Source organism: Nostoc foliaceum FACHB-393, from assembly GCF_014698505.1.
GTDB lineage: Bacteria > Cyanobacteriota > Cyanobacteriia > Cyanobacteriales > Nostocaceae > Nostoc > Nostoc foliaceum_A.
Window position 1 is genome coordinate 1 of the sequence record NZ_JACJTD010000063.1, and the last position, 24,737, is coordinate 24,737.

Consider the following 24,737-nt stretch of genomic DNA (forward strand, 5'->3'; position numbering starts at 1 on the left):
CCAGATGGCGAGTTGCCAGCCGCTACTGAAACTACTATCAAACTCTCAGATATAGTTCTGCCTCAACACCAGCCCCGACGATACTTTGACCCACAAGCATTAAAAGAATTAGTCTCGTCAGTCAAGCAGCATGGCATCCTCCAACCTTTGTTGGTGCGGACAATTGGCGGAGGGAAATACGAATTAGTAGCAGGAGAGCGACGTTATCGGGCAGGACTTGAAGCCAAACTTGAAGTCGCGCCTGTGGTTGTGCGTGAGCTATCTGATGACCAAGCGTTTCAGTTGGCTTTGATTGAAAACCTGCAACGAGAAGACCTTAACCCCGTTGAAGAAACTGAAGGTATCTTGCACCTGTTGGCAATCCGGCTGCATTGCGATGTAGAAGCCGTCAAATCCTTGCTGTATCGAATGAAAAACGCTCACAGTAAGGGGGAACAGCCGTCAAAATCCTCATTAAATGAATCTAGTAAAAACGTTTTTCCTAACTCAGATAATCCACAAACTGAGGACAACATTTCTGAGCATTTAGCCGATAAAAATGAATCTAGTAAAAACGTTTTTCCTAACCCCGATAATCCACAAACTCTTGACAACGTTTCTGACCATTTAGCCGAGAAAACTGAATCTAGTAAAAACGTTTCTCCTAACCTAGATGAAGAACAATCAAACACGGTACAACAGGTGTTTGAGAGTTTGGGACTCATGAATTGGCTATCGTTCATCACCACACGCTTACCTTTGCTCAATCTGCCCGAAGAAATTTTAATAGCACTGCGAGAAGGGAAACTGGAATACACCAAAGCACAAGTCTTGGCGCGGGTAAGGAATAATGAAATCCGAAAAAAACTTTTATCCGAAGCGATAGCCTCGGATTGGTCTTTAAGCCAAATCAAAGAAAAAATCACAGCTTGGACTGATGATGAACAAGCATCCTCGTCTAAAGCATCTAACCAAATACCAGACCGCCTCCAAAATATCACCCAGCGCATTAAAAAGCGTCAGCTTTGGAAAGAACCTAGAAAGCAAAAGCAGTTGGTAAACCTTTTAAACAAGCTCGAAGCCTTACTAGGGGATGAGTGACTATGACCGCTACAGTCCCACAGCAACAACAGCCTATCACCGAGCATCTGGGGCATCAGGACAACCCAGAGACATTGGTAATGGCATTATCCTTAAATATAATTACCGTTGCGAGAGGGTGATTGCGCTCTTTCTGTTCAAGCCTGTGCAATTACGGGATGGTCATCAAAACTGAACCAAAAGCTTCTCAGTTGGGTGCAAACCTGATTGGTTGCCACTTTGAAAGTCAGCCAAAGAACCACATTTATTGGGTAGATGTCGATGCAGTAGACGAAATGCAATAATTTTTATTGGAGTTCAAGTTTATGTTTCTGCAAGATTATCTATTTAACTAAATGGGTTAAGTTAGCAACAGAGATGTCAATACCAAAAAAAGGTACAAGAAAGATAATAGTTGATGGAGAACCATTTATCTGGCTAATCCGAAGACAAGCCACTAACTCTCAAGCAGACTATCCTGATGGACATCTTCATGTTGCAGTAGAACACGCTACTGAGCATGGGTCAGTATTAGTAATTCTTACTGATAGACTTCATCCACAGGGGTTTAGCCTTGAAATAACCGCAGTCACACCAAAAGATGTAGCGTTATGGATAAAACAAGCTATGCAAATCGGATGGTTGCCTAAAAAGTCAGGTATAACCTTTAAGGTTCGCGTTATTGACAATACTATTATCAAAATTGCAACTTAGGAAAAAAGCAACTGCATTCTATTTCAGCAGTAAGAAACAAAAGGCAATAGTTTCTTACCGAGACAACAAAAAGGTGAATTCTCAAGGGTTACGGCAAGTACGACCACGCATCTCTATTGCGACGCATTGGCTCCCAAAATTGCGATCGCAGCCAATGTGTCGCAATCAAGGTACTCCGCATTGGCTCTAGAAACGCTTAATTCAATAGCAACAATGTCTTTACTCCAGTAAAACTCTTCTTTGGTCACGATATTTGACGCTTATTAAACTTTAAATTTAGTAGAAAAGATTTTAATGTGCTTAACAAGATAATCAACAAACGCGATCGCAGTATTGAAAGCGGCTCATCAATTCCTTAGCGTAAGTTCCTGTTCGATTGCTCATTTATCCCCAATACCTATTAGGCATTATCATTTATCCATTTACATTGTTTATAATGCCACTTGAGCGCTTCTTTATTAGGGTATAGTGTCGTATCTTTAGGAAGCCTAATTGTTTTACCGTTGAGTTCCCCATAACTTGTGTTTTGTAATTCTGGCGCAATACATACTTTATTCGTTTCTGGGTGAATAGTAAGGAGATAAAGGTCAAATAGGGTATGAATATCAGAACGAAGAATTAGCCCATTCCAGATTTCGTTAGTGTCATCTCCTTTATATGGGTAAATATGGGCAGCTTCTAGTGCTTGTTCTGCATTACAACCAGTTACAGTGCATTCCTTATTATAAACTGCAAGTATTTTTTTACGAAAAGCTTGTTGTCCTCTCCGACGAACAATAGATGAGAGAATATAGTTTCTGGCATCTTGTATATTTTCTGGCTGAAAAAAGCCTGAATTATCAACATCTTTAATCGTACTGTCTAATATAGATTCATCCTGTTTCCAAAAACGATTTTCGTTTAAATCAGAAGGAACTTGCCAAACCTTAAAACTATATTTATCATCTTGGGGCGCGGTACATCCTGCTGCTAGCATCTTACCATCTGCACTAAATGAAATAGCTGCTAAGTTTGAAAACTCTAAATAATGAATTATTTGATTCGTTTCTAAATTGTAGACTCTGACTTTCCTATTACCTGCATTACTAGCAAGTAATTTTCCATCAGGACTAATTGCAAAATAATCAACATATTCTAAATCTTTAGACAGAGTAAATAGTAATTTTCCGGTTGTTATACACCAAAATTTTATACCACCTCCCCCACTACTAATCACAGTTTTCCCGTCAGGAGTGATTGCAACACATCGTACATTATATGAATGTCCAATCAAATTATGAATAAGCTGTTTAGTTTCTACATCCCAAATTTTTATTGTTTTGTCATTGCTTCCACTAACTAAAAAACGACAGTCAGGGGAAAAAATAAGACAATTAATCCTTAAAGAGTGTGCAGAAAGTGTATCTATTGACTTAATTGTTTCTTGACCCCAAAGGTAGATACTTGTATTTTTCGTATTAAGATTTTTATACTTATTCTCGCCTCCACTTGCAATAAATTTTCCATCTGGGCTGAATTTGACACAATGAATTGGATCTTTACGAAAGAAGGTTTGTGTTTGAACCAAATTTCCCGTCTGTAAATTCCATAACTTAACAGTATTATCTAGACTAGCACTAGCAATGATTTGTCCATTTGAACTAGTGTCTAGTGAGTAAATTGTTCTTGAATGTCCAGATAACACATTTTTTAATTTTCCACAATTCAAATCCCAAATTGCAATATCATTAGCGCAAGCACCAGCAAGAAATTGCCCATTAGGTGTAAAAGAGATTCCATAAGCACTTCCAAATTTTCCTACGGGATAGGAAAAGCTATGTATACATTTCCATTCATTATCAAGAGTTTTACTTTCTAGAAAAAATGAAATTTCTTCATTTGTGTTCTCTATCATTCTGAATCCTGACAATTTCAACAACACTATATGAAGTATTCCCATCTATGGGGCAGGATTTGTCCTGCCAAAACGTGGAGTAAAACTTGGCTCGATCTAAACCTTGCTGCCAAAAACTAGATTTATGCGATCGCGCCATGCGTTAATTGAGGCCACTTCAAAAAACTGTTTCAAAATTTTTTGTAGTCTGTTTCTTATTGAGTATCTTCAAATATTTTGATGTGAGAACTCGTTGCGAATCATGCGGCAACGCGGAGTATAAAGGGGCGGGCAGGCTTGGACTGGTCGGCTCAATACCTATAAGGGTTAAGAAAAAGATTATACGGAAAGTTTCCGTATAATAAATAGTTGGGCTGCTAGTGATTCGGAAAATCAAACAAAGGAACTAATGAATCTAGTGTCTTTTAACCGGGGGCTACAGAGTAAGCTTGAAGAATTCTTGATAATCATATGTGAAAATCGTGGCCACAAATTCGACCCAACTGGCAGACAGTCAGACATTAGGAAAATCGAGGATGTATACCAAAGCGATGGCGGTAATTTTTGGGTTTTGGAATCAGCTGGCTCAATTGTCGGGACTATTGCTTTAAAGATAATTGATCGCAAAGAATGTATTGGAGAGATTAAAAGATATTTTGTGTTACCCACCCTTCAAGGACAGGGGCTTGGGCAAATGTTGATAGGTCATGCGATAGATGTAGCGATCGGCAATGGTTTGAAAAAATTAAGACTGGACACAATGAGACAATCTAAGGCCGCTATTTATATATTTAAGAAGAACGGCTTCTACGAAATAGAGAAATACAACAACAATGATGTGGCTGAAATCTTTATGGAAAAAGATCTGTCCAATCGACTGTAATTTCTTCGTATCCACGGGCACATACAACAGCACCTACACCCATATTTCAAATATTTTTAATATGATAGTTTCAATTCCCAATTCCAATATTTACCCAAATCTTATTTAGTAAAGCTTTATATTTAACCCCGCAGTTATGGCGGGAATCTGGTTCCCTGGTTCATCTCATTTAACCCCACTTGCGATTATCCGGCAGTGGGGTATTTTGATGTTCAAATTAAGACCCCGTTACATTTAAGCCACACACAAAAACTGTGGATATCTCCACAGTGAGATCGCACCTACTGGTTGAGGGACTGCCGTGTAGACGTTGGTATAGAAATGTCGTAATTCCCATATAACCCGACATAAAAGGGCGATCGCAGGCACGACCAAGAAAGGAAGTTGCACAGCACTGGCTACTGAAAGCCTTATAAATAAAGCACTTTGAGCTAAGTAATCAAAGTTTTCTTAATTGGTTTTCTTACTTGCCCTTTATTCTATACATTAAGTTTTAAGGCAACGTACTAAATATAAAAGTGTTTTTTATCTCCCTATAAACGACAAAAATCTTGTTTTCCATACGCCCGATAAGAGTGTTTAGCAAGTTGAAATTATGGGCAAATTTGAGAAAAAGTCAGATTTTTTCTGGCAGATTTTGTATAAATTCTAACTGCTAAGTCTTCTGGATGTCCTAGACAATCACCGTAACATCCATTAACAAAAGCAGTCCCCTGATCTCCAACTAACTCAAGAACAAAACGACCAGCTTCTCCTCCTGCACTAAAATCAGTTTGCTGATAATGTCTACCTTCTGCAAACCCCTGTGTTTGTATATGTCCAATATAATTTTTCAGTTGTTTGCACTCATTTAGCTGAGTAATAGCTTGCTTGTAATAAGATTCATATTCTCTAAAACCTAAATAATTTCTATACTCAATTGGCATAATCAATCCGGGAGTTAGCTTTGCAGTAGAAGCTATACAGTAAGGAATTAAAATTACTAATAATAAACAAAGTGTATATTTTACAGACAGTTGATAACGATATTGGATTTCATTTAAAATTTTGCAAGATATGTAAATACAAACAAAAGGTAATACTAGCAAAAAACTAGAAAATAAATTAACTAAAATGAACACATCTACATATAGTAATTTAGCTGTCATTTTCAATGATTTAATATTTAAGTTACTTTTACTAAAAAACTATCAATTGTTAAAGTTATAACTAAAATTATTGGAGATATCAATAAAATTCCAGTTAACAAATACAAGTATATAAGATATTTGTAGGCATTAATAGGTAAAATAATCAAATTAAGAATGCAACCTATAAGCGCAGCAATAATAACTACAAAAACTGAGAAACTTTCCTGCTTAACACTAAAAGTTCCAAGAGTTACTGCACTACAAGATAATGCAACAAATAATGCCATTGAAAAACTAAAAGGAAAATCACCTGGGTTATTCAACCAAACTCCAATAAAATCATCTCTCAAAAAAATACTTGGTAAAGCTAATAAAAACAAAAACGGGCAACTAACGATAAATATTAGACTAGTAATAGCTGCGGCAGATGTTTTAAAATCCAAATACTTATAATTTTTGTTCATTTTTGTTTTGAAATATAGCGGTTAATAATCAAATTTACTAAAGATATGTCAACAGCAAATATAATCTATTATTTAAAATGAATTGGTTTTTATAACAAATGTATTTCATTTTAAATTTATTTAATTTTAATAGTTAATAACTGAAGTGTCACTTTCTATCTAGAATTTAGAACTCGTTGCGATGAGGCGGCGTAGCGGAGTGGCTCTTGCGGGCATGAGGGTTTAGTCAACACAACCAGTAATCTCCCTGCCCGTAAGAGCCACCGCCTCATCGAGCGAAGCGGCAACGAGTTCGTCGGTTCAACACGGCTCACCGACTAAAACCCCTAGAGCGTTGCTTTTGCTCCACTATCTCTTGCTGTTGTTCAATAAGAATCTCATTCCAAGTTCGCCCACTAGGTGCAATTCTTTTAGCCGCTTCCGAAAAACTTCGCACCCGAAGCATTAATTTACTCGAATGGAATTTATAAGGTATTTACAAGGATTTTTTTGAAAATGGCGTTTGTAAGGTAAACCAATGGCATTTCAATGGTATTCCAATGGCAAATATAAGGATTTATTTGCACCTTCAACACTGAAAATCACCGTTTTTTACAAAATCCTTCTTTTTTGTCAAAAATAAGGTAAAACAATGGCATCTCCAAGGTGTTTACAAGGTAAACATAAGGTAAAAGTAAGGATTTCGACCCCGAAAACCTCATTTACCACCCTGATTTTTCCGCCAAAAATTTCTGTCCAAAACTTACGCACAGTACGCAATCTTTTTAGGCCAGTTTTTTGAGCCAAAACTAAAAAGACTTGAACCAACATCAAAAAACAATACTCACTAACTACATTTGTAATATCAAAACAGCACTCCACTTTTGAGTTACACCTTAGCGGCGCTGTAAACATCACTTATTACATAGGGTTTATGTAGTTTACCAGTATTGAAATAGTAGTTCTAAATACCTTGCCCAAGTGGTAGCTGTTGGGTAGCTCAACTGGTGACACACAGCTACCAGTTGAGTAGTAAAAAAGCGAGTTGTTGAAAATTTGATCATTCCCCAACTGGTAGCTATAGAGTAGCCCTACAGCTACCAGTTGAGCATAAGACTTTTTGCGAAAATTTCTAGCGTAATGCTTTCTGACTATGACTTACAGCAAATTTTGATTGCCTGTTTCATTCTCAATAACTTCAAAATTATTGAGAATACATAATACATTTATGTTGCAATTGTGCTTCATAAATTATTTCTAGAGCTTAACCTGCCACGCTAACATCCGATTTTTTTTCTTCATGCCTGAATAGAAATTGTTCCTTTTACAATCTCCACGCTTGTTAATAGAGATGAAACTTGTTTTAAGTGGTGAAATTGTCTGATTAATCACAGTTACAAATAGCAGACATTTTGCACCTAAAACCCCGATTCCTGTGCAAAATGTCTGCTATTCTGCACAGCTTATACACGCTTTTAACTGTTATAGCTGTCAAGAAACTTTGACTATTCACTACAAAATGTCTGCTATTTAGAACATGGCTTTGACCAAAAAATTGGTGTCTAATACATACACCAACTACCTTTTAGCCACTTTTATCAAACTGGCTCATTCTCAATAACTCTAAAATTATTGAGAATACATAATACTTTTGTGTTGCGACTGTACTTCAAAAATCCCGCTTAATCGATCAACTTCTTCAGTAAGTGAATCTGAAATTTCCACTGGGAGTTCAGCCGTCACTCTATATATTTAGCGTTAACTGAAACAGAAACTCGTCTAACGCAATAACTACACTAAACACTTATAAAGCCGTGGACTTAGTGTAGTTTAACCGTAGTTAATCAGTCTCATCCGACACTAATATTTTTGGCCGTCCAAAAGGACAAAAACAGTGCTTTCTTGTCCTTTTGGCCGTCCAGTGAGCGCCAACCCTGCTCAATTGTCATGCTCTGCTGACAAATGCCCACCTGTCAACGGACGGCCAAAACATCAAAAACAGTGGTTTCTTGTCCTTTTGGCCGTCCACTGTTTTTGAAAAAAATCTTCTGTAACTATTATCCAGTCTCAATTACAGCCACTTTTTTGCGCTATTTTTATTGTCAATAAGGCCCCATCTTATTGACAATGCGTAATCATAATATGTTGCAATTGTGTTTCAAAAATTCTTTCTTGAACTTAACCAACAAGTCAGGTGTACGCTCTGCGTGGCTCACAAGCTAAAACCACGCTCCTGCTGTCTGCGCTTTTGTTGCTCCTCCAACAGATGAGCTTCTAGTTCCTGACTCCAATCAGGAGTAAAAGTTGTCACTTTTTTACTGTGAGGCAACAATAAGAATACTGCACTAGCAGTAGAATTTCCTTGTGAATCATTATTAAACGTCAGGAAAACTTTATCAGTATCTTTGAGAAATTCCATAGGTAGGTTATTCGGGTCATCAGCTACCATAAACATCGTTCTAGTTGGCGGTAGCCCTTCCCTTTTGTGCATCAGGAAAGTGGCGGCTGACATCGCATCAATTGGTGTAGAACACAAAAAGACGTTTTCTACCTTGGACGTTGGTTGCCCTCCCAATCTCAAATAAAACCAACCATTTGCTGTAGAGGTGTTTTGGTCGTACTCCACAGCGCGATGGCTTTGCTTTGGATTTGACCATACTAATGCGCCAGTTTTTGAACCATCTAAATCACGCTTGATAAACAAAATATTTCGCTGCTCATCCATGTAAAGCAACTGATTATCATGTAATCCTTGGAGAATATAATCTGGTATATAGCGTTTCTCGCTCAAGTATTTGTGTAATACTTGCCAAACAACTTTATCCTCTGGTGGTGGTGTAAACTGTGGTTGATTTTGTTTGTGTTCAATTTCTGGAAACAGCTTTTGTCTCTCCTCAACTGCGAGTGGTTTAACAGGTTTGAGCAGCAATTTATTAATAAATTCATCATCACGTTCTGGTTGGTAGTCAATGCCAAGATGTTTTTGCAAACCTGGCCATGTATAAGCTGCACCTAACTGTGTACCACTAAAAGCCTGCCCATCTTTCTGGTATGAAATGCCTTTAGATTTACCGTTCCTAGTGAATCCTGTTCTCACACTAATGCCAGCTAACTGTAATCGCCAGATCAAGATTGGCATTTGAGGATTATCAACACTGGCCCTATCAATTGTCTGCTGAAGTTCCTCTTTAATCGTGCGTCCTGGTGGCCGCTCAAGTTTACCTAGTTCATATTCTTCCTGTTCTCGCCTTATGCGCCTGATTTGTCCGGTGCTGGGTGTGCGTTGAAGTTTCTCTCTACTTCCTTGGACTTGCACCAAATCATAGTCTATTTCAATCTGCCGCAACACTTTTTCAGAGCGCACATAATCCCAGGAATCATGCACTAATAGCCCTGTATCCATCCTGATGCGGCTGGCGGCAATGTGGATGTGGTCGTCGTCGGTATTGTGGTGGCGAAAGATGACAAACTGATTGGCATCAAAGCCCATTTCAAACATGTAGCGATCGCTGATTTCGCTCCACTTCTCATCATCTAATTTATCACCCTTAGCTGCTGATAGAGAAACATGGTAAACAACTCTGTCTGCATCAGAATTAAGTTGTCGAGACAGCTTAAACTCCCGCGCCAATTCACGGGCATTTCTTCCGCTCATGTTGCCGCCGATTAGTTTAGCATCTTCACGGGATTCCAAATAATCCAACAGCTTGCGAAAACCTCTGCCTTTAGTCTGCTTCCCAATCATCCTCTTCGTCTTCCTCTTCTGAATCTTCAGATTCAATATCATCCGAGGCAATGTCTCGTCTGCACTGATGCAGTAGTTCTAAAAGTTCTCTTAGTAGTTCTGGATCAGAAGGTAAAGTTCGTCCAATTTTTAAGGCTGTGTTAGTTGCCTTGACAAGCTGGTTTAGGTTGTTGCCGATTTGTCCTAATTCCCAATATGTTTGCAAGCTAATTTTACTTAGTCGTTTAGGCAATGGACGCATCAACGCATTGCGTCTCATCAGTTCACTCGCTGACATCCCCGCGTCAAGTGATTTTATTCGCAGCAAGTCCAGTTCGATATCGCTCAATCTCACTGGAAATATGTGCTTTCGGACTAGAGCTTTTGACTGCTTGCGATTCGCCATAAGTTGAGAAGATTCAGGGACATTGAGAGGGGGGTTTTTCAAGGGGGGTTTCCCCACTTGAACCAGTCTGCCGTTCGAGCGCGGCGAGACAAAGCGTAAGCTTTGAGGCATGGCTGGCTTCTAGCCCAAATACGGGGTAAGAGATGTGTCGTGTACTACCTGTGTACGGAGGGCACAGCAGGAGGCTGAGGGCAGGAGTATAAAGGCGTAGCCGTGATGCTGATCATCCTACAACTTACAGGGGAGGATAGCAACGGCGTAGCCGGAATTTGAGATAATCAAGCAGGAGATAAATTCTGGTTCGGCGTAGCCACCATAGAGGAGATAAAAACGGCGTAGCTGCTATATGAAAATTCTAGGTTCAGCGTAGCTGTCGCACAATATAATAGTCCGGCGTAGCCGCAATACGAAAAAATAATTCAGCGAAGCTGTTTTAAGTAAAATTCTCTGATTCAGCGTAGCTGTAATAGTCAAATTGTTTAGCATTAGCGTGAATAAGAAGACCAGCGAAGCTGCCACACTAAAAAACAGTTTGGCGTAGCCGTAATACGAAAAGGTAATTCGGCGCAGCCGCAATAGCCGATTTTTTTCGGATTTTGAAAACAAATTGGTACAAATTATTTCAAATAGCCGATAATTATCAGTTAATCGTTATTCACAAGATAACCATGAGTGAACATCAGAATTCAGAATTAATTACGAAAGAGAAGATTGATAAGGCCATCAATCTGCTGAAAGAACAGAAGCCGAAAGAACGAGAGGATATATCGGACAGAGAGGCCATCAGGAAAATGAGACGGTACATTGAGAAATTGACTTCTGATAAGTACGGCTACAGTTACGACGAAGTTTCAGAAATGCTGAAGGGTATGGGCATCAATTTGACAGGCGGCAGAATCAAATATTTAATCGGTGAGTTGAAGAAAAGCAGCCGTCAACGAAAGAAAGCTGAGGAGGACGGCGACAAAAATCAGTCGTCAGAGCCACCTACTGAAACTCAACCAGCAGTTAAAGCCAGTAATGAAGCTGAGAAATTACCTGTCAATAGTGGGAAGGGTAAGAGAAAAATCAACAGTTAGCAAAACAGGTGTAAGAGATAAATCAGAGCCAACTAACCAAACAGGTCAGGCTTTGTACCTCAAATTTATTTATAAAGACGAAAATTTATAAGCTAGTTGAATGATGAGTTAAATCACTACTCGTCATGGAAAAAGAGCAGCAATCAATATCCCTTAATATTCAAGCAAAGTATAGCTGTATTTTTATATACTACAAGGTATTTATTTTTACGTAAACGTTTGAACATTACAATAAATCATCCCCTAGTCTTGCAAGATTGATAGGGGACTTTATAGAAAGTATTTAAGATTGTTATTGTTAAAAAACGCTTAATACCTTTTGTTTACGTACAGTTTTTTATATAATTTTTTTAAAACCGCACTAGAGCTTTTATATACCTAATATATGTTAATATTACTATTGTAAATATATCTAGCACACTTTGAAAATTTCTAAGCTAAGTGGTAGCAAAATATATTTAACAATTCATAACAGCTAATAATGTAATGTTACCAAATATTTTAAAAACAAAAATAACTAGATAAAAGGTGCAAATTTTAATTACACTGCTTTGCTATAAAAAATGCAAATTCATTAGTAATTTTATTTTGATGAGCTTTAATTTGCTATCAAACGATCAAAGACATAGATTTAAACAATTAAATGTTATTGAAATCATAATTTTTACCTAATTAACTATTTTAGAATCAAAAAGTATGACCAATATACCAACTATTGAAGAGTTACAAAAAAGTTTTTCTAGTGTTTATGATGGGCCAAATCGATTACAACGAGAGTATGATATGGCAAAAGAAGCTATGTACTTAAATGTTCCGCTAGAGATTTATAAGTGTTTGTATAATCTAAGACATGAGCAATCTATAGATCCGTATCCTAAGAAGCATGAAGACTGGCATCATTGGCGAGATATGCCTAGTGTATGGGCTAATTGGATTTTACAATTACCACCAAAAAAGAAAATTTTTTTATTACGTAAAGGATTATTTAAATTAGTACAAAGTGGAATTGCAATAACTATTGTAGTAGCAGTAGTTCAATATATTTTTGAAACAGAAAAAAGACAAACTTTGAGACAATATCAAGCTTGGCAAATAATCTATGCAGCAGGAGAACAAAGAGCTAGTGCTGGAAGAAATCTAGCTCTTGAAACATTACAAAAGGATAATGTTCCTTTAGTAGGCTTGAGTGCCAAAGGTGCATATTTAGATAATATAAATTTAAAAAGAGTTAACTTAAAAGAAGCAAACCTTGAAGATGCTAGTCTAACTAGGGCAAACTTAGATGAAGCAATATTCGAGAAAGCTCAACTTCAACGAACTAATTTTTTTAAAGCTAATCTTAAAGAAACTAAATTTATTAGAGCAAATCTTAAAGAAGCCAGTTTTGATTACGCTAATCTTGAAAAAGCTAATCTAACTGAAGCCTTTCTTGAAGATAGTTTTTTAGTTAAGGCTAAACTTAACAAAGCTATACTTAGGGGTGCTAATTTAGAAACCAGCGATCTTAACAAAGCGGTTCTTAAAGAAGCAAATCTTGAAGGAGCAAATCTTAAAAGAGCAGATCTTGAAGGAGCAAATCTTGAAGGAGCAAATCTTAAAGGAGCAAATCTTGAAGGAGCAAATCTTGAAGGAGCAAATCTTGAAGGAGCAAATCTTGAAGGAACTATATTTTATAAAAATTTTAAAATAAATGTTGAGCAAATTAAAAAAGCTAAGAACTGGCAATTTGCACATTATGATACTAATGTTAATAAACAACTAGGTTTATCAAGTAATAAACCAGATATTGTCTCAAATAACAATAAAAATACTATAAATGATGGTTGTTACAAAGTAGATTCTAAACAAAGATGGCAATCTTTTCCTTTAAAGGGAGTAAAAGAAATTTCAAGTATAGAAGGTAAATGGTCAGTGGATGATAAAAAATATAACAGAGTGGGAACTGAAGGACATAGTGGAAATGACGCATTAGCTTTAGAACCATACAATAGTGCTAAGTTCAAAAAAGAATATCCATTTGGCGCTCTCCTTGTATATATACCAGGCAAAGGAATTACTAGAGTATTAATGCCAAACAAAATATCAGAAGAGAACTTAACTTATATTAGAATGAGAATTAATGATAATTGGCTTGAAGACAATGGTGGTGAGCTAAAAATATGTTTCAAATGAATAACTTAAATTAATTTACAGCTAACAACTTAAACGTAAATTTAGCTATAAACTGACTTACTCATCTCTTTTTAAAAGAATGAATTACCTCATGAATTTTATCTAAAGCTATACCAAGCTTAAAAGAAGTTTGCTTAGTTAAATAGACAATTCAAAACCACCGCCAACAGAAATAGGAAGCGGTAGTAGTTTTAATGTTCAAGTTTTTGTTAAGCAAAATAGGCGTAGATATAGCGTATAAATATCCTGAACAGGACGCTCACTCAATGATTAAGTACCCAATTTTGAAGGGGAGCATCTTTTATTACTGATAGGTCAGTAGAAATTAAAAACAGATAAATTTTAGAGCGTCACTGTCGCTTCACAGGTCGTCTGCACCCTTGCAACAGAACTGAGAATGGATTGGTCTGAGTAAATCTCAGCAGGTAAAGAACACAGGATAATCATCAGCAAGTCAGCCCTAACTTGAGGAGTGCAACTGTGCAAAATTCGCCGCATCGCAGTATTAGTAAAGATTGTGGCAACTTCAGCGACGTGTTCTAAGGCATCTTCTTCTGGTGATGATTCTGATTCAGCAATCAACAGCGGAAAGTATTTACGGACTAACCACTTTTCATCGTCGTCTAAGTCAGCCAAATTTTTATTACTACCGCTATTAAGACTATCTAATAGCAGGAGTAATAATTTTTTAAAGTGCTGCCAGCCCCCCCATCTCTGGGTAAATCGGCTCACCCAAGCTTGGGAGATCTCAGCAATGTTGGCGATCGCCGGTTGAGTAATTTTCTGTTTTGACTGCCAAAGCGACTTTAGGGCATTGACTATAGCGTGACCTGTCTGCTCACTGGCGTTACCCGCTTCTGGGCAGAGTTGGAAAGCATCAACGCTCTCTAATTTAACTCCTGGTAATTCACGATCGAGGAAACCCAAATCATAGCCAGCGCAGAAGTAGAATGTTAGCTCCACATTGGGGCGACGATGAGCGCGTAATCGGCCAATCTGGCGGAAATAGAAGGTTCGTGTCACCAGGCGCAGTCTGATAATGAACTTTTTATTTTGGCTAGAGTGAATGCACAAAACTATTGAGAAATTAGCCACGCTCGAACCAGCACTGCTTTTGAATATGGCAGTGCAAATATGAGAGCAACAAAAAATCAAGTCTATTTCAGTCCCTATTTACTGGTGTAAGTTCAGTGAACGACAATAAAACCACTGTATTGTTGGTTAAGTTCTGACATCTTAAGCTACTATCTAATGTTTTGCTCTGTACCAAGAAATGGTGATCATCTCCTGTGACGGTACATACAAGTCCAATCAATGTTTCAATAAGGGATTTCGGGTGATGTTGATTTGGATCTCCTAGATTATTTTGAGTATTAAAAGACATAGCTGATCCATCAGACTCTCCAAGATTTTGAAGGCGTTCGCGTCGTGCGGCACGTTTAGCTAATATGGACATCAGGTTAGACCAAATTTCAGTATCAAGTCGGTAGACTTTAATTTTTTGCCTCTCAAACCCCGGCTCAAACCTCGACCAGCGAAAAGCCGCTTTGATTCCCAACTGCGATAACATCTGATGCACAACCTGAACATCACTCATTTTGTCGCTAATGGTGAGTTTGAGATGGTGGAATATTTCTGGGGCATATTGGCGAATCTTGTCGGCGTAGGGTTTGAGGTCAGCTTTAGTCCATTCTTTGTTTGGATCTAAAAAGTCGTTTAATCCAAATGCTTCTCGCATAGAACGCCGCAGTGCTGTACCGGAAATATCCCACGGGCAAATAGCTTGATTCCAATTAGCTTGTTTCTCTAATGATTTGGCTGTTCTGTCAACTCCTAATTCGGGATAAAGTTGCGCTTCTAAGTTGAGCAGTTCCCCACGTCGTCGGCCTTCTTTGTCCCAAAGTACATGTTCTATAGTTAGCTCGTCTACGCAGTAGAAATCTTTCAGATAATATTTTCTAATTGCTAATGCATCTTCTGGTGAAACTGCTTCTTGGGATTCCAAGAGGGCAATTTCTGGGTAAGTTAAATCTGCGGCGGCTACTATGTCTTTGGCTTCAATTTGTTTGATTTCATCTTTGGCTGACTTTAGTAACAGTTTGACAGCTTTATCCGATTCTCGATTATCAATTGTAATCTGATGTCCTTCATGTCTGAGTCGAATTAGCAGTGCATCTCTTAGATTCATCATCGAATAATTCTGCTCGGCACTAATTCGGGCATACAAATTAACATGAGGGTTTGATTGCCAATCGAAATTAGCAATACCTTCAACAATATCTGGTCTGAGGTTGGAGCGGACTAAACTAACAGTGGCATCTGTTCTCTGTTGTAATTGTGCTTTAATTTCTAGATAATTACTGGAGCGAGAAACTTTACAGTAATTTGTCCCACGTTTGGCACACCAAACCGTGCGGTCTACGTTGTCTCGCAGTCGGGCTAAAGATTGGGACATATCAGCGTCGGTGGATGATGCCCCGGTGAAAATTCCATAGACTTTCTCGACTTGATCTGGAATTTCTATGCTGACTCCGGTGGCGACTGTGGGAGAACAAATAATTACGTCATATAATCCTTCTGCAATCACAGCGTCAGGATTTTTTAGAAATCTTTTTTCATCAGGATTGCCACTGGTTTCTGAGTTAACCAGCAGGATTCTAATACCAGGAATTTCTTTTTGGAGCAGTCGCGCTGTTGTCTTGCTGGTGGCTTTGCTATCTGTGGTGACATATAGCGCCTTACCTGGCAAGATGTTTTGTGCATTTTGGATTAACTCGTTGATTACAGCTGATTTATCTTTGGCTTGAATAAATGTTATGTGGTAGGGTTTGGGTTGATAGTCGTTGTAAATTAAGTAGATTGGATCTGGGCTTTCTCGGAGTTCCCAGATGTAATTTAGGGTTGGGTTGTTTAAATCAGCATCAGCAACAATTATTCTCCGGGCGACTCTAATTAATTCTGCAAACCTTGCTAGTAATGCGGGACGTTTCCCGTCTTTATCACAAGTACTAGAAGTTAATAAGTGACGAACAACTTGGACAATTTCATCAATCATTAAGTCACAACCAGCAAATTTTTTCGGGTCGATGGCTAGCAGCGAATCAACACAGAAACCAATTCGGAAACTGTAAGCCGCTCCTTTGATAAAATTGCCGTTGACTTTATCTAAGTCGCCTCGGTAATCTAAATCTGCCCTGGCACATAAATTCTGTATGAGCGCTATTCTGTGACTCGGTGCTAATAATTTCGGAGAATGCGCTGTTGTTTTGGCCATAAACTTAGTTTTACCAGTGCCTTTGCCTGAGTTAATGGCAATAATTCCTGACTCAGGTAAGTCTTTGATATCTTCGGTGGATAAGTCGGCTGTGGTCAGTTTTAATGAGGGTTCGTAAGTTAACCGATTTTCTAAGCGTTGCCACAACTGCCAATGTGCTACTGAAAGGGCTTGGTTTAAGGCTGTTGACCACGCAGCCACGCCAGCATTTACTATCAGGTCATCAACGCCTTTACACTGTCCTTTTTGACCGTCCCAGATGGCGATATCAACTATTGAACCGGCGGCGGTCAGTAATCGGCTAAAGCGGAAAGTCGCAGCGTTAACTCGTCTCTGGGTTAGAGTATTGGTGTCTTGGTCAAAGGCTAGGATAAATTTTCTCCCCTTAACAGCAAATCGTGCTATATCTGAGATTAGGTAGGGCTTGACAGGGTTGCCTAATAAATCTTTGCTGCGGTAGCCGCCGTTAATTCCGTAAAGGGCAATGGCTACATACCCCTGTGACAACAGGCATAAGGATTTTTTACCGCCTTCTGTAATGATGATTGGGATTTCTGGGTGGAGTTCTAGCCAGTCCCAAAAACTTTCTCCTGGTGGGGGAACTTCTACGCCGTAGCGGTTGGCTATTAAGCGTCTATTTTCTCGGTTGACGGTGGGGAGATAAGCCCGTGAGCCGTTGCCAATTGGGGTTTCGTATTTTTGATCCTTGTCTTTTTTCGTGTCAGTCCTGGGTTTACTGAGTTTGCCTTGCCAGGGGCTACCGTCTTCGTTAATAAATATTGCGGCGTGGAGTGTGGGTTTAGCTTGATGCCCAAATCTGGTATATTTCCAGTTCAGTGCATCGTGGATTGGGGTTGAGACATCCCCCCCAGCACTAATTTCTATGTCGGAGACGATGCGGATGTTTTCAGTGTACAGAGAAACTGCGATCGCTGAATCAGTAAGAAATTCTCGCTCAATTCGGCTGGCAAACTCGCTTAAGCTCTCTACTGGCAGTAAGTTTTGAGTGGATGGTAGAACACTTGATAGATTTTTCAATTTCTTTCTCCTGGCAAGGGTTACAGTGCCCTCGCCAAGAAAAGACTGATGTTCAACTTTTATCTACAGAACAGTTGGCGTAACTTGTGCGGTAGAGGGGAAAGAGTCAAGTAGTTTGGGTAAAGCCTTCAAATAAGTTCTTTTTTCCCTTTTAATCTGTTGGAAGTAAAGCTTATAATCAATAAAAGGCTCCACTTGATTCTTACTCCAGTGGGGGTTTCACACTCTGTCTTTTCTGGCGGGGTGTACGCGTGGTAGGTGGTTCCAAGCACCGAAGCCACAAATTACAACAACCGAAATCAAATGAAGAATTTGAGCCTAAGTCTGTGAGTTCGTACCTCGCAGACTTTTTGGCTTATTAGCTCAATTTCTTAACGATTTAAAACCATAAATAGAACTTAGTTGGTTGGGGTTGAGATGTTGTTTGCTTGTCAGCATATCAGTGAGTAACATTAGGCACATATTGTCATTTGGCTAACAGTCAGTAAAAAGTCAGAAATCCGTATATAGATACCAATTAATAAATCCATCAAATCTTACTAGTTTGGCTATAGCTTGAGTGATAGGTTAGTTTCCCCTTTGCGATCGCGTCTTTACTCATTTGTCTTAAGCCAATCCTTGAGTAATGTGTTTACTATTTCACCCATAGGCTTACCTTGCTTAGTACAGGCCACTTTAAATTTCAGTTTCACATCCTTGTCCACATAGACACTTAGCTCAGTCATTCCCTCTGGAATTTTCTTAGGCATTTTCTCTCTTTGCGCGATATCTAGTATTCTCGCATCACCTCCGGCATCTTTGTCCACCACGTATTGCGCGATTGCGCGATATACGTTATGATAACAGACAAGACAGAGAAACAACAACAGCCGTTAACCAATTCGTGTCTGCCGAGTAAGGAAAAAGCTTATAAATCAATCCTTTTAGCGTGTGGACACTCCAAAGCTACCGTTAGTTGTCAATACCTGTTGATTACTTGTCAGCATTTGTTATTGACTATCAATTACTGTTTGACCATTAATCAATAAATGAAGTATGAAAACATCAAATCCCTCACGGGGACTTGATTTAGATTCCCCTGGTCTGTTTTGCTCAAGTTATGTTACGAAATCTGAACTAGCAAAAATTCTTAACGTTGCTCGTTCAACTTTAGTCAGTTGGGACGGCATAGCTCTTTACCGCATAGATGGCTATCGGCAAGCCTACCCAGTAAAAACTGATGGCAGTACGGATCGCTCTTGCCCATTATCCCCGTACCAAAGCTGGGTTCTGTCCCGCATTGGAAGAGTGATGGCTAATCTGCGTTCTGTCGAACGGGTAAAGAACTACATCAAAAAGTATCCCCAGGAATTCAGTCAAGCCAAGTTTCAAGCACAGTTCGCCCAAGTAATTCAAAGAGGTACAGCTGCATGAATCCTAATTCCACCAAAACCAATAAGCCAGAAATGATTTCTATTAAAGAATCTGCCGAACGTTTGGGAGTTGCTGAAGAGATTGTCAGATTCAGCCTCCAAGAAGCTTACCCCGATGATTTTGATAGCCTCAAGGAAATAACTTTGGCAGAGTTTGAAACCCTAGCTAATACATTCAAGCAGAAGGCTCTTGAACAAAATAGGGGAGAAGAAGCTGCGTTCCCCTCTGGGGTTGCCGCAGGCATCGCTCCTTCAAGCGAGAGTCCTTTACCAATAGAACAACAGCAACAGATTATTGATGGTACTCTCAATGCCCTTCAAGAATTTGCTGGTAATTACGTGCTGACCATTGAGAAAATCGCTTCGACTCTGGCTTATTTAAGTGGTCAAGCAGTCGTAGACAACTTTGTAGAAATTCATTCCAACACTGTCAGAGATGGCTTAGAAAGCTATTTAGACCAGTTTGCAGCCGAGTTTGTGACTGCTGCTCATTCCATCAAAGGAGTGAACGCCAAAGATTTTTTGTCCCAACGGGGAATAACCCAGAAACAGCGAACTGCTCAAAAGTCATTGCAAGAGATTCTGAACCTAGCAGCAAACCCCTAAATATTGCTTCAAGGATGGCATTATCCGATGCCAGATTTCTATTTCTCTTGCACTTCATTTCAAAGGAAAGAAAAATGCACTTACTAACTGAAGTTTGTTTTTATTCTGGTGTGGCTACCCTCTCCCTAATTGGTGGTGTAGCAGCAGTTATATCGCCTTTGGGAGTTGGGTTATTTACTGTGGGATTAGTAATGTATGTCAACCAAAACAGACAATGAACGGCACAAATTAGAAGCTGATTATCAGTGGCTTGCTTTCAAAATCCGCCCAGTCCTTTTAATAGCTTGTATCACAATTCCTAGTTTCTTTGGAGCGTATATCTATGCAGCAAATTTTGACTGTCGAGCAAATTTTAGCAATTCTCAAAGGGAAAGAAGAGAGTTTGAGGATGTTGAGGGCAACACCAGAGTACATGAAATTGGAAGCATCAGAGCGATTCACTACGTCAAATGACCTCCGCCTCGGTGATGCCATTCAAGCACTCTTCGAGATTCACGAAGCAATTTTAGATATCGAGTTTTATTCCCAAGTTGAGGAAGAAACTTATGCAACAAACAACAGCAAGAATGTGTAATCATTTGTACTCTTTTGGAGTCAATAGAGGCAGCAATGAATAATATAAGCAGAGTCTATGACTCAACCCTACTCACCAACTCTAAGGTTTACCAAATCGATAGAACGCTCTATCAGTACCTATTTAAAACAGGCACAATCCAACATCCAAAGTACCACTTTCGCCCTCTGGCTGGACAACGAAAGAAGGCTGATTTATTGCTCAATCACAAGGCTTTGACTACTCACTGTTATGAAGTGTCAAACATGAGTACGAATGCCTCTGTTATAAACCAGGAATCACTGCAATTATCAATTTTTTGAGGTGAATTATGAATACTCAACCACTACCAGAATTGATTGCACAAGCCCAACAATTACTAACCTTAATTAGGCAGCATCCACAGTTTAAAGCACTTGACTATCACCCAGATTTATCAATTGGGGACGCTATTCAAGCTCTTAACGAACTTCGTTTTTCAGCATTACCAAACTCTGAGTCATTGGAAATATTTAGTCTTGAGGGATTCAAGCAATGAAGAAAGTGATTGACTCGATTGATACCGCATTACACGCAAGCGCAATTGCACTTCTCTTGACAGCAGGATTATTCGGCAGCGCAGCATTGATTTGTCACGGCTTGAGCATAATGGCAACAAATTCTGCCCAAAATACCTTGATGAGTCGTGTCAATTGGGCAAAGCAGAGGGAATTCAGTATCGGAGGAATCTTTGTATGTGGGGGTGGTTTCTTAGCGAGTGCATTAACTAGAGCCGCTTTCTCTGGTCATGAGGAATAGGGGACGAGCGATCGCATGGACTGCGAATCTTGGCGATCGCCCTACTCGCATCTACGCATCATAGATACACAAGGATTTTACCAAGATGAGCAAATATTATCTGTGTGAAGCAGAGAATACGGATCAGGGGGTCAGCAAGGTAACACCCTACGAAAAACCAGAAGACGCATTGACAGCCGCATCTAATAGTCAAGCCGCAGTGCATTTCATTTCTACTGTTAACCCTCTGGCAGAAGAGGAGGATGAACAGCAATGACTCGGAATTATGGAACAGCCAAGTTAAAAAACCATATCCCCAACAATGCCCCCGGTACACTCGGCGCAATGGGCAAACTGTTTGATGTATCGGCAGAAGATTTTAACAAAGCAGTTCTGGGCGACCAAACCGTAATCACCAAAATTGCAGACATGGCGCGACTGTCTGACACTGCAAAAGCCAATTTACCCAAGGCTTTGGAGGCATACCGGGAAATCATTGAAACCACAGGCGATATAAACCAAGCCTACGCTGAACTGGTGCAACTCACCCAGAAGCACGGAACGCAAACCCTGAAAGCTATCAACACCAGTAAGACAGTCGAGCAGCGTTTTAAGAACGAGATGACCGAGATGCAGGCAGAACACGTCAACGCCACCACTGCGGAGGCAACCCGTCACGCTCAACGCTCATCCTTGATTCAGATAGCGGGGGCCACAGCAGACCTCATGGCGATCGCAAAATATGAGGCTGATTTAATCAAAGCTTCTAACAAGCTGCCTGAGACACAAGACGCAGCAGATCGCGCTTATGAAACTGCGGTAACTAGCGCACTGTGGACTAATGGCAGTGAAGCGAAAACCGACCGCATACCCAAGCCAAACTACTCGCGCACTGCTGGAATTAGTCGTGTGGGGCAGTGGTTCCGCAATTTCATGGGCATCTAAGCCATAAGTAAGTCGTTTGCCAGCAGACAGAAGAGAGCAGGGGAGCAGAGGTGCTCTTGTGCAGGGGGGAATGGACTTGTAACCTCTCCTCTGCCCCGAAGCCCCGAAGCCTCTTCTAGACTCTGGCTTTTTCTGTTTCACCCACGCGAGGTAAACATGAATGAAATTGATTCCCTATTATCACAGTTCCAAAATACCAGTGAACAGTCCACACCGTTAATGTGGGGTGAAACTACTTCAGAAAAACCGACCCCAGAGAGCGAAGACGGCTTACGCCTTGAGCAATCCATTCGTGATGTCTTCAGTAACAAACAACTGCTAAACAAAGCACTGGCTACATTCTTGGGCGTATTTACTGCAAACACTGGAGTTAGCCTACTAACGAGTTTGGGAATTGGGGCGATCGCTTCTGGCACTTTAAGCAGCATTGTACTTGGGCTATTTTTCGCCAACACTCTCACGAAAATTCAATATGACGGCAGAATCCATATTGGTAAAGACTTCATGGTGGCGACTGCCCAAACTGCAAGTGTAGGGGCAACTCTTTGGGTGGCGTTTGACGAGTATCGAATGGTGTCTAACGCTAGTAAGACGGGTAAGACAAGGTTCTATTCAGAAGTAAGACAGTACGAAGTTAAGCCCAGTCCCCAGACTGAAACACCTTGGCTGTTGATGGGGTTGGCAGCATTGGGAGTGTTGTTGCTTGCAGCTATGACGAGGGGGAGAAGCCAATGAAACGTAAGCAGTTTGAGGATTACTTGCGTTCGGGAACAGCCAACAATATCACTGTAGGGGTGCTAGCAACCATTGGCTTAATTTGTGGGGCAAAGTCATTCACAGGCACTCAGATTAGTTTGGTTGAATATTGCTTCATCCCCGAAAAGCTCACTCATCCAGTTAACCGTCAAAGGTACTGCACTCCCAACAAGCGTTACATAATGCCCGAAGCGGAGTTTTATGCTGAAGCTTATGCCCCAGCTAACCCAGAGTTTCAACGTGATAACTTCTTGCCAACCAAAGCAACCAGATTAAGAATAATCCCCCCAAGTAACCCGGATAAGGCTTGGTGGGGATTAGCTTCAGTGCTATTCGTTGGTGGAGCCTTTACCTTATCCAAAGCTAGGGAATGGCGATTAATCCAACTAATGCCTTCAGTTAGGGAAGAAATTCGTAGCAACTGGTTAATTTCTAAACTTTGGTCAGGGTTAAGGCTCCATAAGGAAGCATATAGCGCCCAACTAGATTACGAATTCCACCAATGGGCGGAGAATAGACGGGTAAGAGAGGCGCAGTTGTCACGAATGACACCGCAAGAGTTAGCTATTTTTCAGGAGCAAGTTAGATTAAGGGCAGAAGCCGAAGCACGGGTGCAGCTGCAACAGGCAACTGGACAACCCGCCGGGGCATTACCAGGGCAATCAATGCAGGATATCGCCAGGGGTGACGATAAAGTGACTGGCTCTCAACAGCAGACATTACAACAAAATACGAATAGTAGCCTTGACCCATCAGAAGCTCTTGCCCTAAGTACTTTGCAAGCCTTAGCCAGAGCCGATAGTTCCACTGCTTTAGTCGCCGCACCAGGGAGTGGTAAATCAGTCACCCTCAATTACCTAATTGGGAAAATCTTAGCTGATTCCCCAACGGCTGATATTTGGGTGATTAGTGCTAAGAATGATAGTTTCTGCGGTTTACGGTCGAAAGAGAGAGTAATTGTCTTTGACGGGGAAAACCCAGACCTAGCCAAAGAGGTAATTGACAACTTTTACACCGAGTACAAAAAGCGTAAGCAACTACCAGAATCAAAGCGCGAATCCTTACCACCATTGATTCTAATTTTGGATGACTGGTTAGTGATTGCTGACCAATTAAGTAAGCATTACTCCGACTGGAATTATGGGGGTAAATTACTTGACGTTTTACTGATTGGTAGAGAGTTTAATACTAAGTTTATTGCCTCCCTACAGTCTTTTAATTTGGCGGCTTTGGGCATTGAAAAGATGGATGCTCAAACTCGTATGTGCCTCAACTTGCTGCTGTTAGGTAACAGGTATATCAAGAATGGAAGGGAACAAGAATCTTATGGGGTACTGGAGTTGATTTTAAATAGAGGTGACATTATTCCAGGTAAACAAGAGAGAGAACAAATTAAATCTAAATATCTGTCAGTGAAAGCAGTCTCTTATCAAAACTTACGTCCAGTGATGATTGCTTCTGTTGGTGGTTTTGTTGTGGCATTAATGCCTCTTTTATCTAATCAAGCCAACTCGATTGCTTCGGAGCAGGAATATCTAGATAGAGTCTTTGACCTGGAATTTAATTTAAGTCCGGCTCACCAGATACATCCCAAACCATTATCTGAAGTAGCTAAAAAGATTTATGAATACTTCCAGAATGTGAAGTCGAAAACGCCAAAAACATTACGCGATTTGAAGAAAGCAGACAGGTTATCTGGTTATTCAGAGTCAGAATTAATTGATGGACTAGCTGAATTAGTTAAGACTGAGAAGATAAATTCTGACGGGAATGATAGCTACTCCCTGCCTGATTGGTGAAAGGATTGCCGTAATGCCGTGGTCATAATAAGGGATGTTTAAGGGGCTTTTATGGGTGGACACGGCATACGGCAGGAATCACGGCAATCCATAC

At 40.0% G+C, this 24,737-nt stretch carries 27 protein-coding genes; 16 read left to right on the forward strand and 11 right to left on the reverse strand.

Features of this window, described 5'->3' with window-relative positions:
• From H6G92_RS31190 to H6G92_RS31195, 3 genes are all read left to right on the forward strand, one after another.
• Positions 1-1,080 (forward strand): ParB/RepB/Spo0J family partition protein (locus H6G92_RS31190; protein WP_190899716.1); only part of this gene is annotated, 1,080 nt, incomplete at its 5' end.
• Between the two features lie 158 nt (positions 1,081-1,238).
• The gene (locus H6G92_RS40530) at positions 1,239-1,364 is read left to right on the forward strand and encodes a hypothetical protein (RefSeq protein ID WP_277926798.1); all 126 of its coding nucleotides are present in this window, start codon (positions 1,239-1,241) and stop codon (positions 1,362-1,364) included.
• 73 nt (positions 1,365-1,437) lie between these two features.
• On the forward strand, positions 1,438-1,773 hold the full coding sequence (locus H6G92_RS31195) for a hypothetical protein (RefSeq protein WP_190899717.1): 336 nt from the start codon (positions 1,438-1,440) through the stop codon (positions 1,771-1,773).
• Positions 1,774-1,886: 113 nt separating this feature from the next.
• Here the strand turns inward: H6G92_RS31195 and H6G92_RS40535 are convergent, their stop codons facing one another.
• A complete protein-coding gene (locus H6G92_RS40535) occupies positions 1,887-2,021 on the reverse strand; it encodes a hypothetical protein (protein WP_277926799.1) in 135 nt (44 codons plus the stop codon).
• 152 nt (positions 2,022-2,173) lie between these two features.
• Positions 2,174-3,667, reverse strand: coding sequence for a WD40 domain-containing protein (locus tag H6G92_RS31200; RefSeq protein WP_190899718.1), 1,494 nt, complete (start codon positions 3,665-3,667; stop codon positions 2,174-2,176).
• A gap of 388 nt (positions 3,668-4,055) precedes the next feature.
• On the opposite strand from H6G92_RS31200, the gene H6G92_RS31205 reads away from it, so the two are divergent.
• Entirely contained in the window at positions 4,056-4,529 is a 474-nt protein-coding gene (locus H6G92_RS31205; RefSeq protein WP_190899719.1) for a GNAT family N-acetyltransferase, read from the forward strand.
• A gap of 234 nt (positions 4,530-4,763) precedes the next feature.
• On the opposite strand, the gene H6G92_RS31210 is transcribed toward H6G92_RS31205, so the two are convergent.
• The 6 genes from H6G92_RS31210 to H6G92_RS31230 all read right to left on the reverse strand — a co-directional run bounded on the left by H6G92_RS31210 (position 4,764) and on the right by H6G92_RS31230 (position 10,343).
• The gene (locus H6G92_RS31210; RefSeq protein ID WP_190899720.1) at positions 4,764-4,919 is read right to left on the reverse strand and encodes a hypothetical protein; all 156 of its coding nucleotides are present in this window, start codon (positions 4,917-4,919) and stop codon (positions 4,764-4,766) included.
• 203 nt (positions 4,920-5,122) lie between these two features.
• Positions 5,123-5,677, reverse strand: a complete 555-nt coding sequence (locus tag H6G92_RS31215; protein ID WP_190899721.1) for a hypothetical protein — start codon at positions 5,675-5,677, stop codon at positions 5,123-5,125.
• Between the two features lie 17 nt (positions 5,678-5,694).
• The gene (locus H6G92_RS31220; protein ID WP_190899722.1) at positions 5,695-6,123 is read right to left on the reverse strand and encodes a hypothetical protein; all 429 of its coding nucleotides are present in this window, start codon (positions 6,121-6,123) and stop codon (positions 5,695-5,697) included.
• Positions 6,124-6,433: 310 nt separating this feature from the next.
• The gene (locus H6G92_RS40540; protein ID WP_277926800.1) at positions 6,434-6,568 is read right to left on the reverse strand and encodes a hypothetical protein; all 135 of its coding nucleotides are present in this window, start codon (positions 6,566-6,568) and stop codon (positions 6,434-6,436) included.
• Between the two features lie 1,746 nt (positions 6,569-8,314).
• Entirely contained in the window at positions 8,315-9,847 is a 1,533-nt protein-coding gene (locus H6G92_RS31225; RefSeq protein WP_190899723.1) for a relaxase/mobilization nuclease domain-containing protein, read from the reverse strand.
• Positions 9,828-10,343 (reverse strand): plasmid mobilization protein, encoded by a 516-nt coding sequence (locus H6G92_RS31230; RefSeq protein WP_242059377.1) that lies wholly within the window; start codon positions 10,341-10,343, stop codon positions 9,828-9,830. The genes H6G92_RS31225 and H6G92_RS31230 overlap by 20 nt, the downstream gene beginning before the upstream one ends.
• Positions 10,344-10,900: 557 nt before the next feature.
• Between H6G92_RS31230 and H6G92_RS31235 the strand changes: the two genes are divergently transcribed.
• Together H6G92_RS31235 and H6G92_RS38950 are read left to right on the forward strand one after the other, a co-directional pair.
• A complete protein-coding gene (locus tag H6G92_RS31235) occupies positions 10,901-11,311 on the forward strand; it encodes a hypothetical protein (protein WP_190899725.1) in 411 nt (136 codons plus the stop codon).
• A 696-nt stretch (positions 11,312-12,007) separates the two neighbouring features.
• A complete protein-coding gene (locus tag H6G92_RS38950) occupies positions 12,008-13,483 on the forward strand; it encodes a pentapeptide repeat-containing protein (protein ID WP_199345055.1) in 1,476 nt (491 codons plus the stop codon).
• Positions 13,484-13,825: 342 nt separating this feature from the next.
• On the opposite strand, the gene H6G92_RS39820 is transcribed toward H6G92_RS38950, so the two are convergent.
• The 3 genes from H6G92_RS39820 to H6G92_RS40920 form a co-directional block, all read right to left on the reverse strand.
• Positions 13,826-14,506: a hypothetical protein gene (locus H6G92_RS39820; RefSeq protein WP_242059378.1), complete on the reverse strand. Its 681-nt coding sequence runs from the start codon at positions 14,504-14,506 to the stop codon at positions 13,826-13,828.
• Between the two features lie 139 nt (positions 14,507-14,645).
• The gene (locus H6G92_RS31250) at positions 14,646-17,795 is read right to left on the reverse strand and encodes a plasmid replication protein, CyRepA1 family (protein ID WP_190899727.1); all 3,150 of its coding nucleotides are present in this window, start codon (positions 17,793-17,795) and stop codon (positions 14,646-14,648) included.
• Between the two features lie 593 nt (positions 17,796-18,388).
• Positions 18,389-18,601: a plasmid partition protein ParG gene (locus H6G92_RS40920; RefSeq protein ID WP_313890017.1), complete on the reverse strand. Its 213-nt coding sequence runs from the start codon at positions 18,599-18,601 to the stop codon at positions 18,389-18,391.
• Positions 18,602-18,830: 229 nt separating this feature from the next.
• On the opposite strand from H6G92_RS40920, the gene H6G92_RS31260 reads away from it, so the two are divergent.
• The 10 genes from H6G92_RS31260 to H6G92_RS31310 all read left to right on the forward strand — a co-directional run bounded on the left by H6G92_RS31260 (position 18,831) and on the right by H6G92_RS31310 (position 24,643).
• Positions 18,831-19,208 (forward strand): hypothetical protein, encoded by a 378-nt coding sequence (locus H6G92_RS31260; RefSeq protein WP_109013493.1) that lies wholly within the window; start codon positions 18,831-18,833, stop codon positions 19,206-19,208.
• Entirely contained in the window at positions 19,205-19,813 is a 609-nt protein-coding gene (locus H6G92_RS31265; protein WP_190899729.1) for a hypothetical protein, read from the forward strand. The genes H6G92_RS31260 and H6G92_RS31265 overlap by 4 nt, the downstream gene beginning before the upstream one ends.
• A gap of 74 nt (positions 19,814-19,887) precedes the next feature.
• Positions 19,888-20,031, forward strand: coding sequence for a hypothetical protein (locus H6G92_RS31270; RefSeq protein WP_190899731.1), 144 nt, complete (start codon positions 19,888-19,890; stop codon positions 20,029-20,031).
• Between the two features lie 104 nt (positions 20,032-20,135).
• A complete protein-coding gene (locus H6G92_RS31275; protein ID WP_190899733.1) occupies positions 20,136-20,387 on the forward strand; it encodes a hypothetical protein in 252 nt (83 codons plus the stop codon).
• 310 nt (positions 20,388-20,697) lie between these two features.
• Positions 20,698-20,904 carry a hypothetical protein gene (locus H6G92_RS31285; RefSeq protein WP_190899737.1) on the forward strand — a complete coding sequence of 69 codons (207 nt, stop codon included), beginning with the start codon at positions 20,698-20,700 and terminating at the stop codon, positions 20,902-20,904.
• Positions 20,901-21,164: a hypothetical protein gene (locus H6G92_RS31290; protein ID WP_190899739.1), complete on the forward strand. Its 264-nt coding sequence runs from the start codon at positions 20,901-20,903 to the stop codon at positions 21,162-21,164. Before H6G92_RS31285 ends, H6G92_RS31290 begins: the two co-directional genes overlap by 4 nt.
• Before the next feature lie 85 nt (positions 21,165-21,249).
• Positions 21,250-21,420, forward strand: coding sequence for a hypothetical protein (locus H6G92_RS31295; protein ID WP_190899741.1), 171 nt, complete (start codon positions 21,250-21,252; stop codon positions 21,418-21,420).
• The gene (locus H6G92_RS31300) at positions 21,417-22,088 is read left to right on the forward strand and encodes a hypothetical protein (RefSeq protein ID WP_190899743.1); all 672 of its coding nucleotides are present in this window, start codon (positions 21,417-21,419) and stop codon (positions 22,086-22,088) included. The genes H6G92_RS31295 and H6G92_RS31300 overlap by 4 nt, the downstream gene beginning before the upstream one ends.
• Positions 22,089-22,244: 156 nt before the next feature.
• On the forward strand, positions 22,245-22,823 hold the full coding sequence (locus tag H6G92_RS31305; protein WP_190899745.1) for a hypothetical protein: 579 nt from the start codon (positions 22,245-22,247) through the stop codon (positions 22,821-22,823).
• Positions 22,820-24,643, forward strand: a complete 1,824-nt coding sequence (locus H6G92_RS31310; RefSeq protein WP_190899747.1) for a hypothetical protein — start codon at positions 22,820-22,822, stop codon at positions 24,641-24,643. The genes H6G92_RS31305 and H6G92_RS31310 overlap by 4 nt, the downstream gene beginning before the upstream one ends.
• Positions 24,644-24,737: the final 94 nt, after the last annotated feature.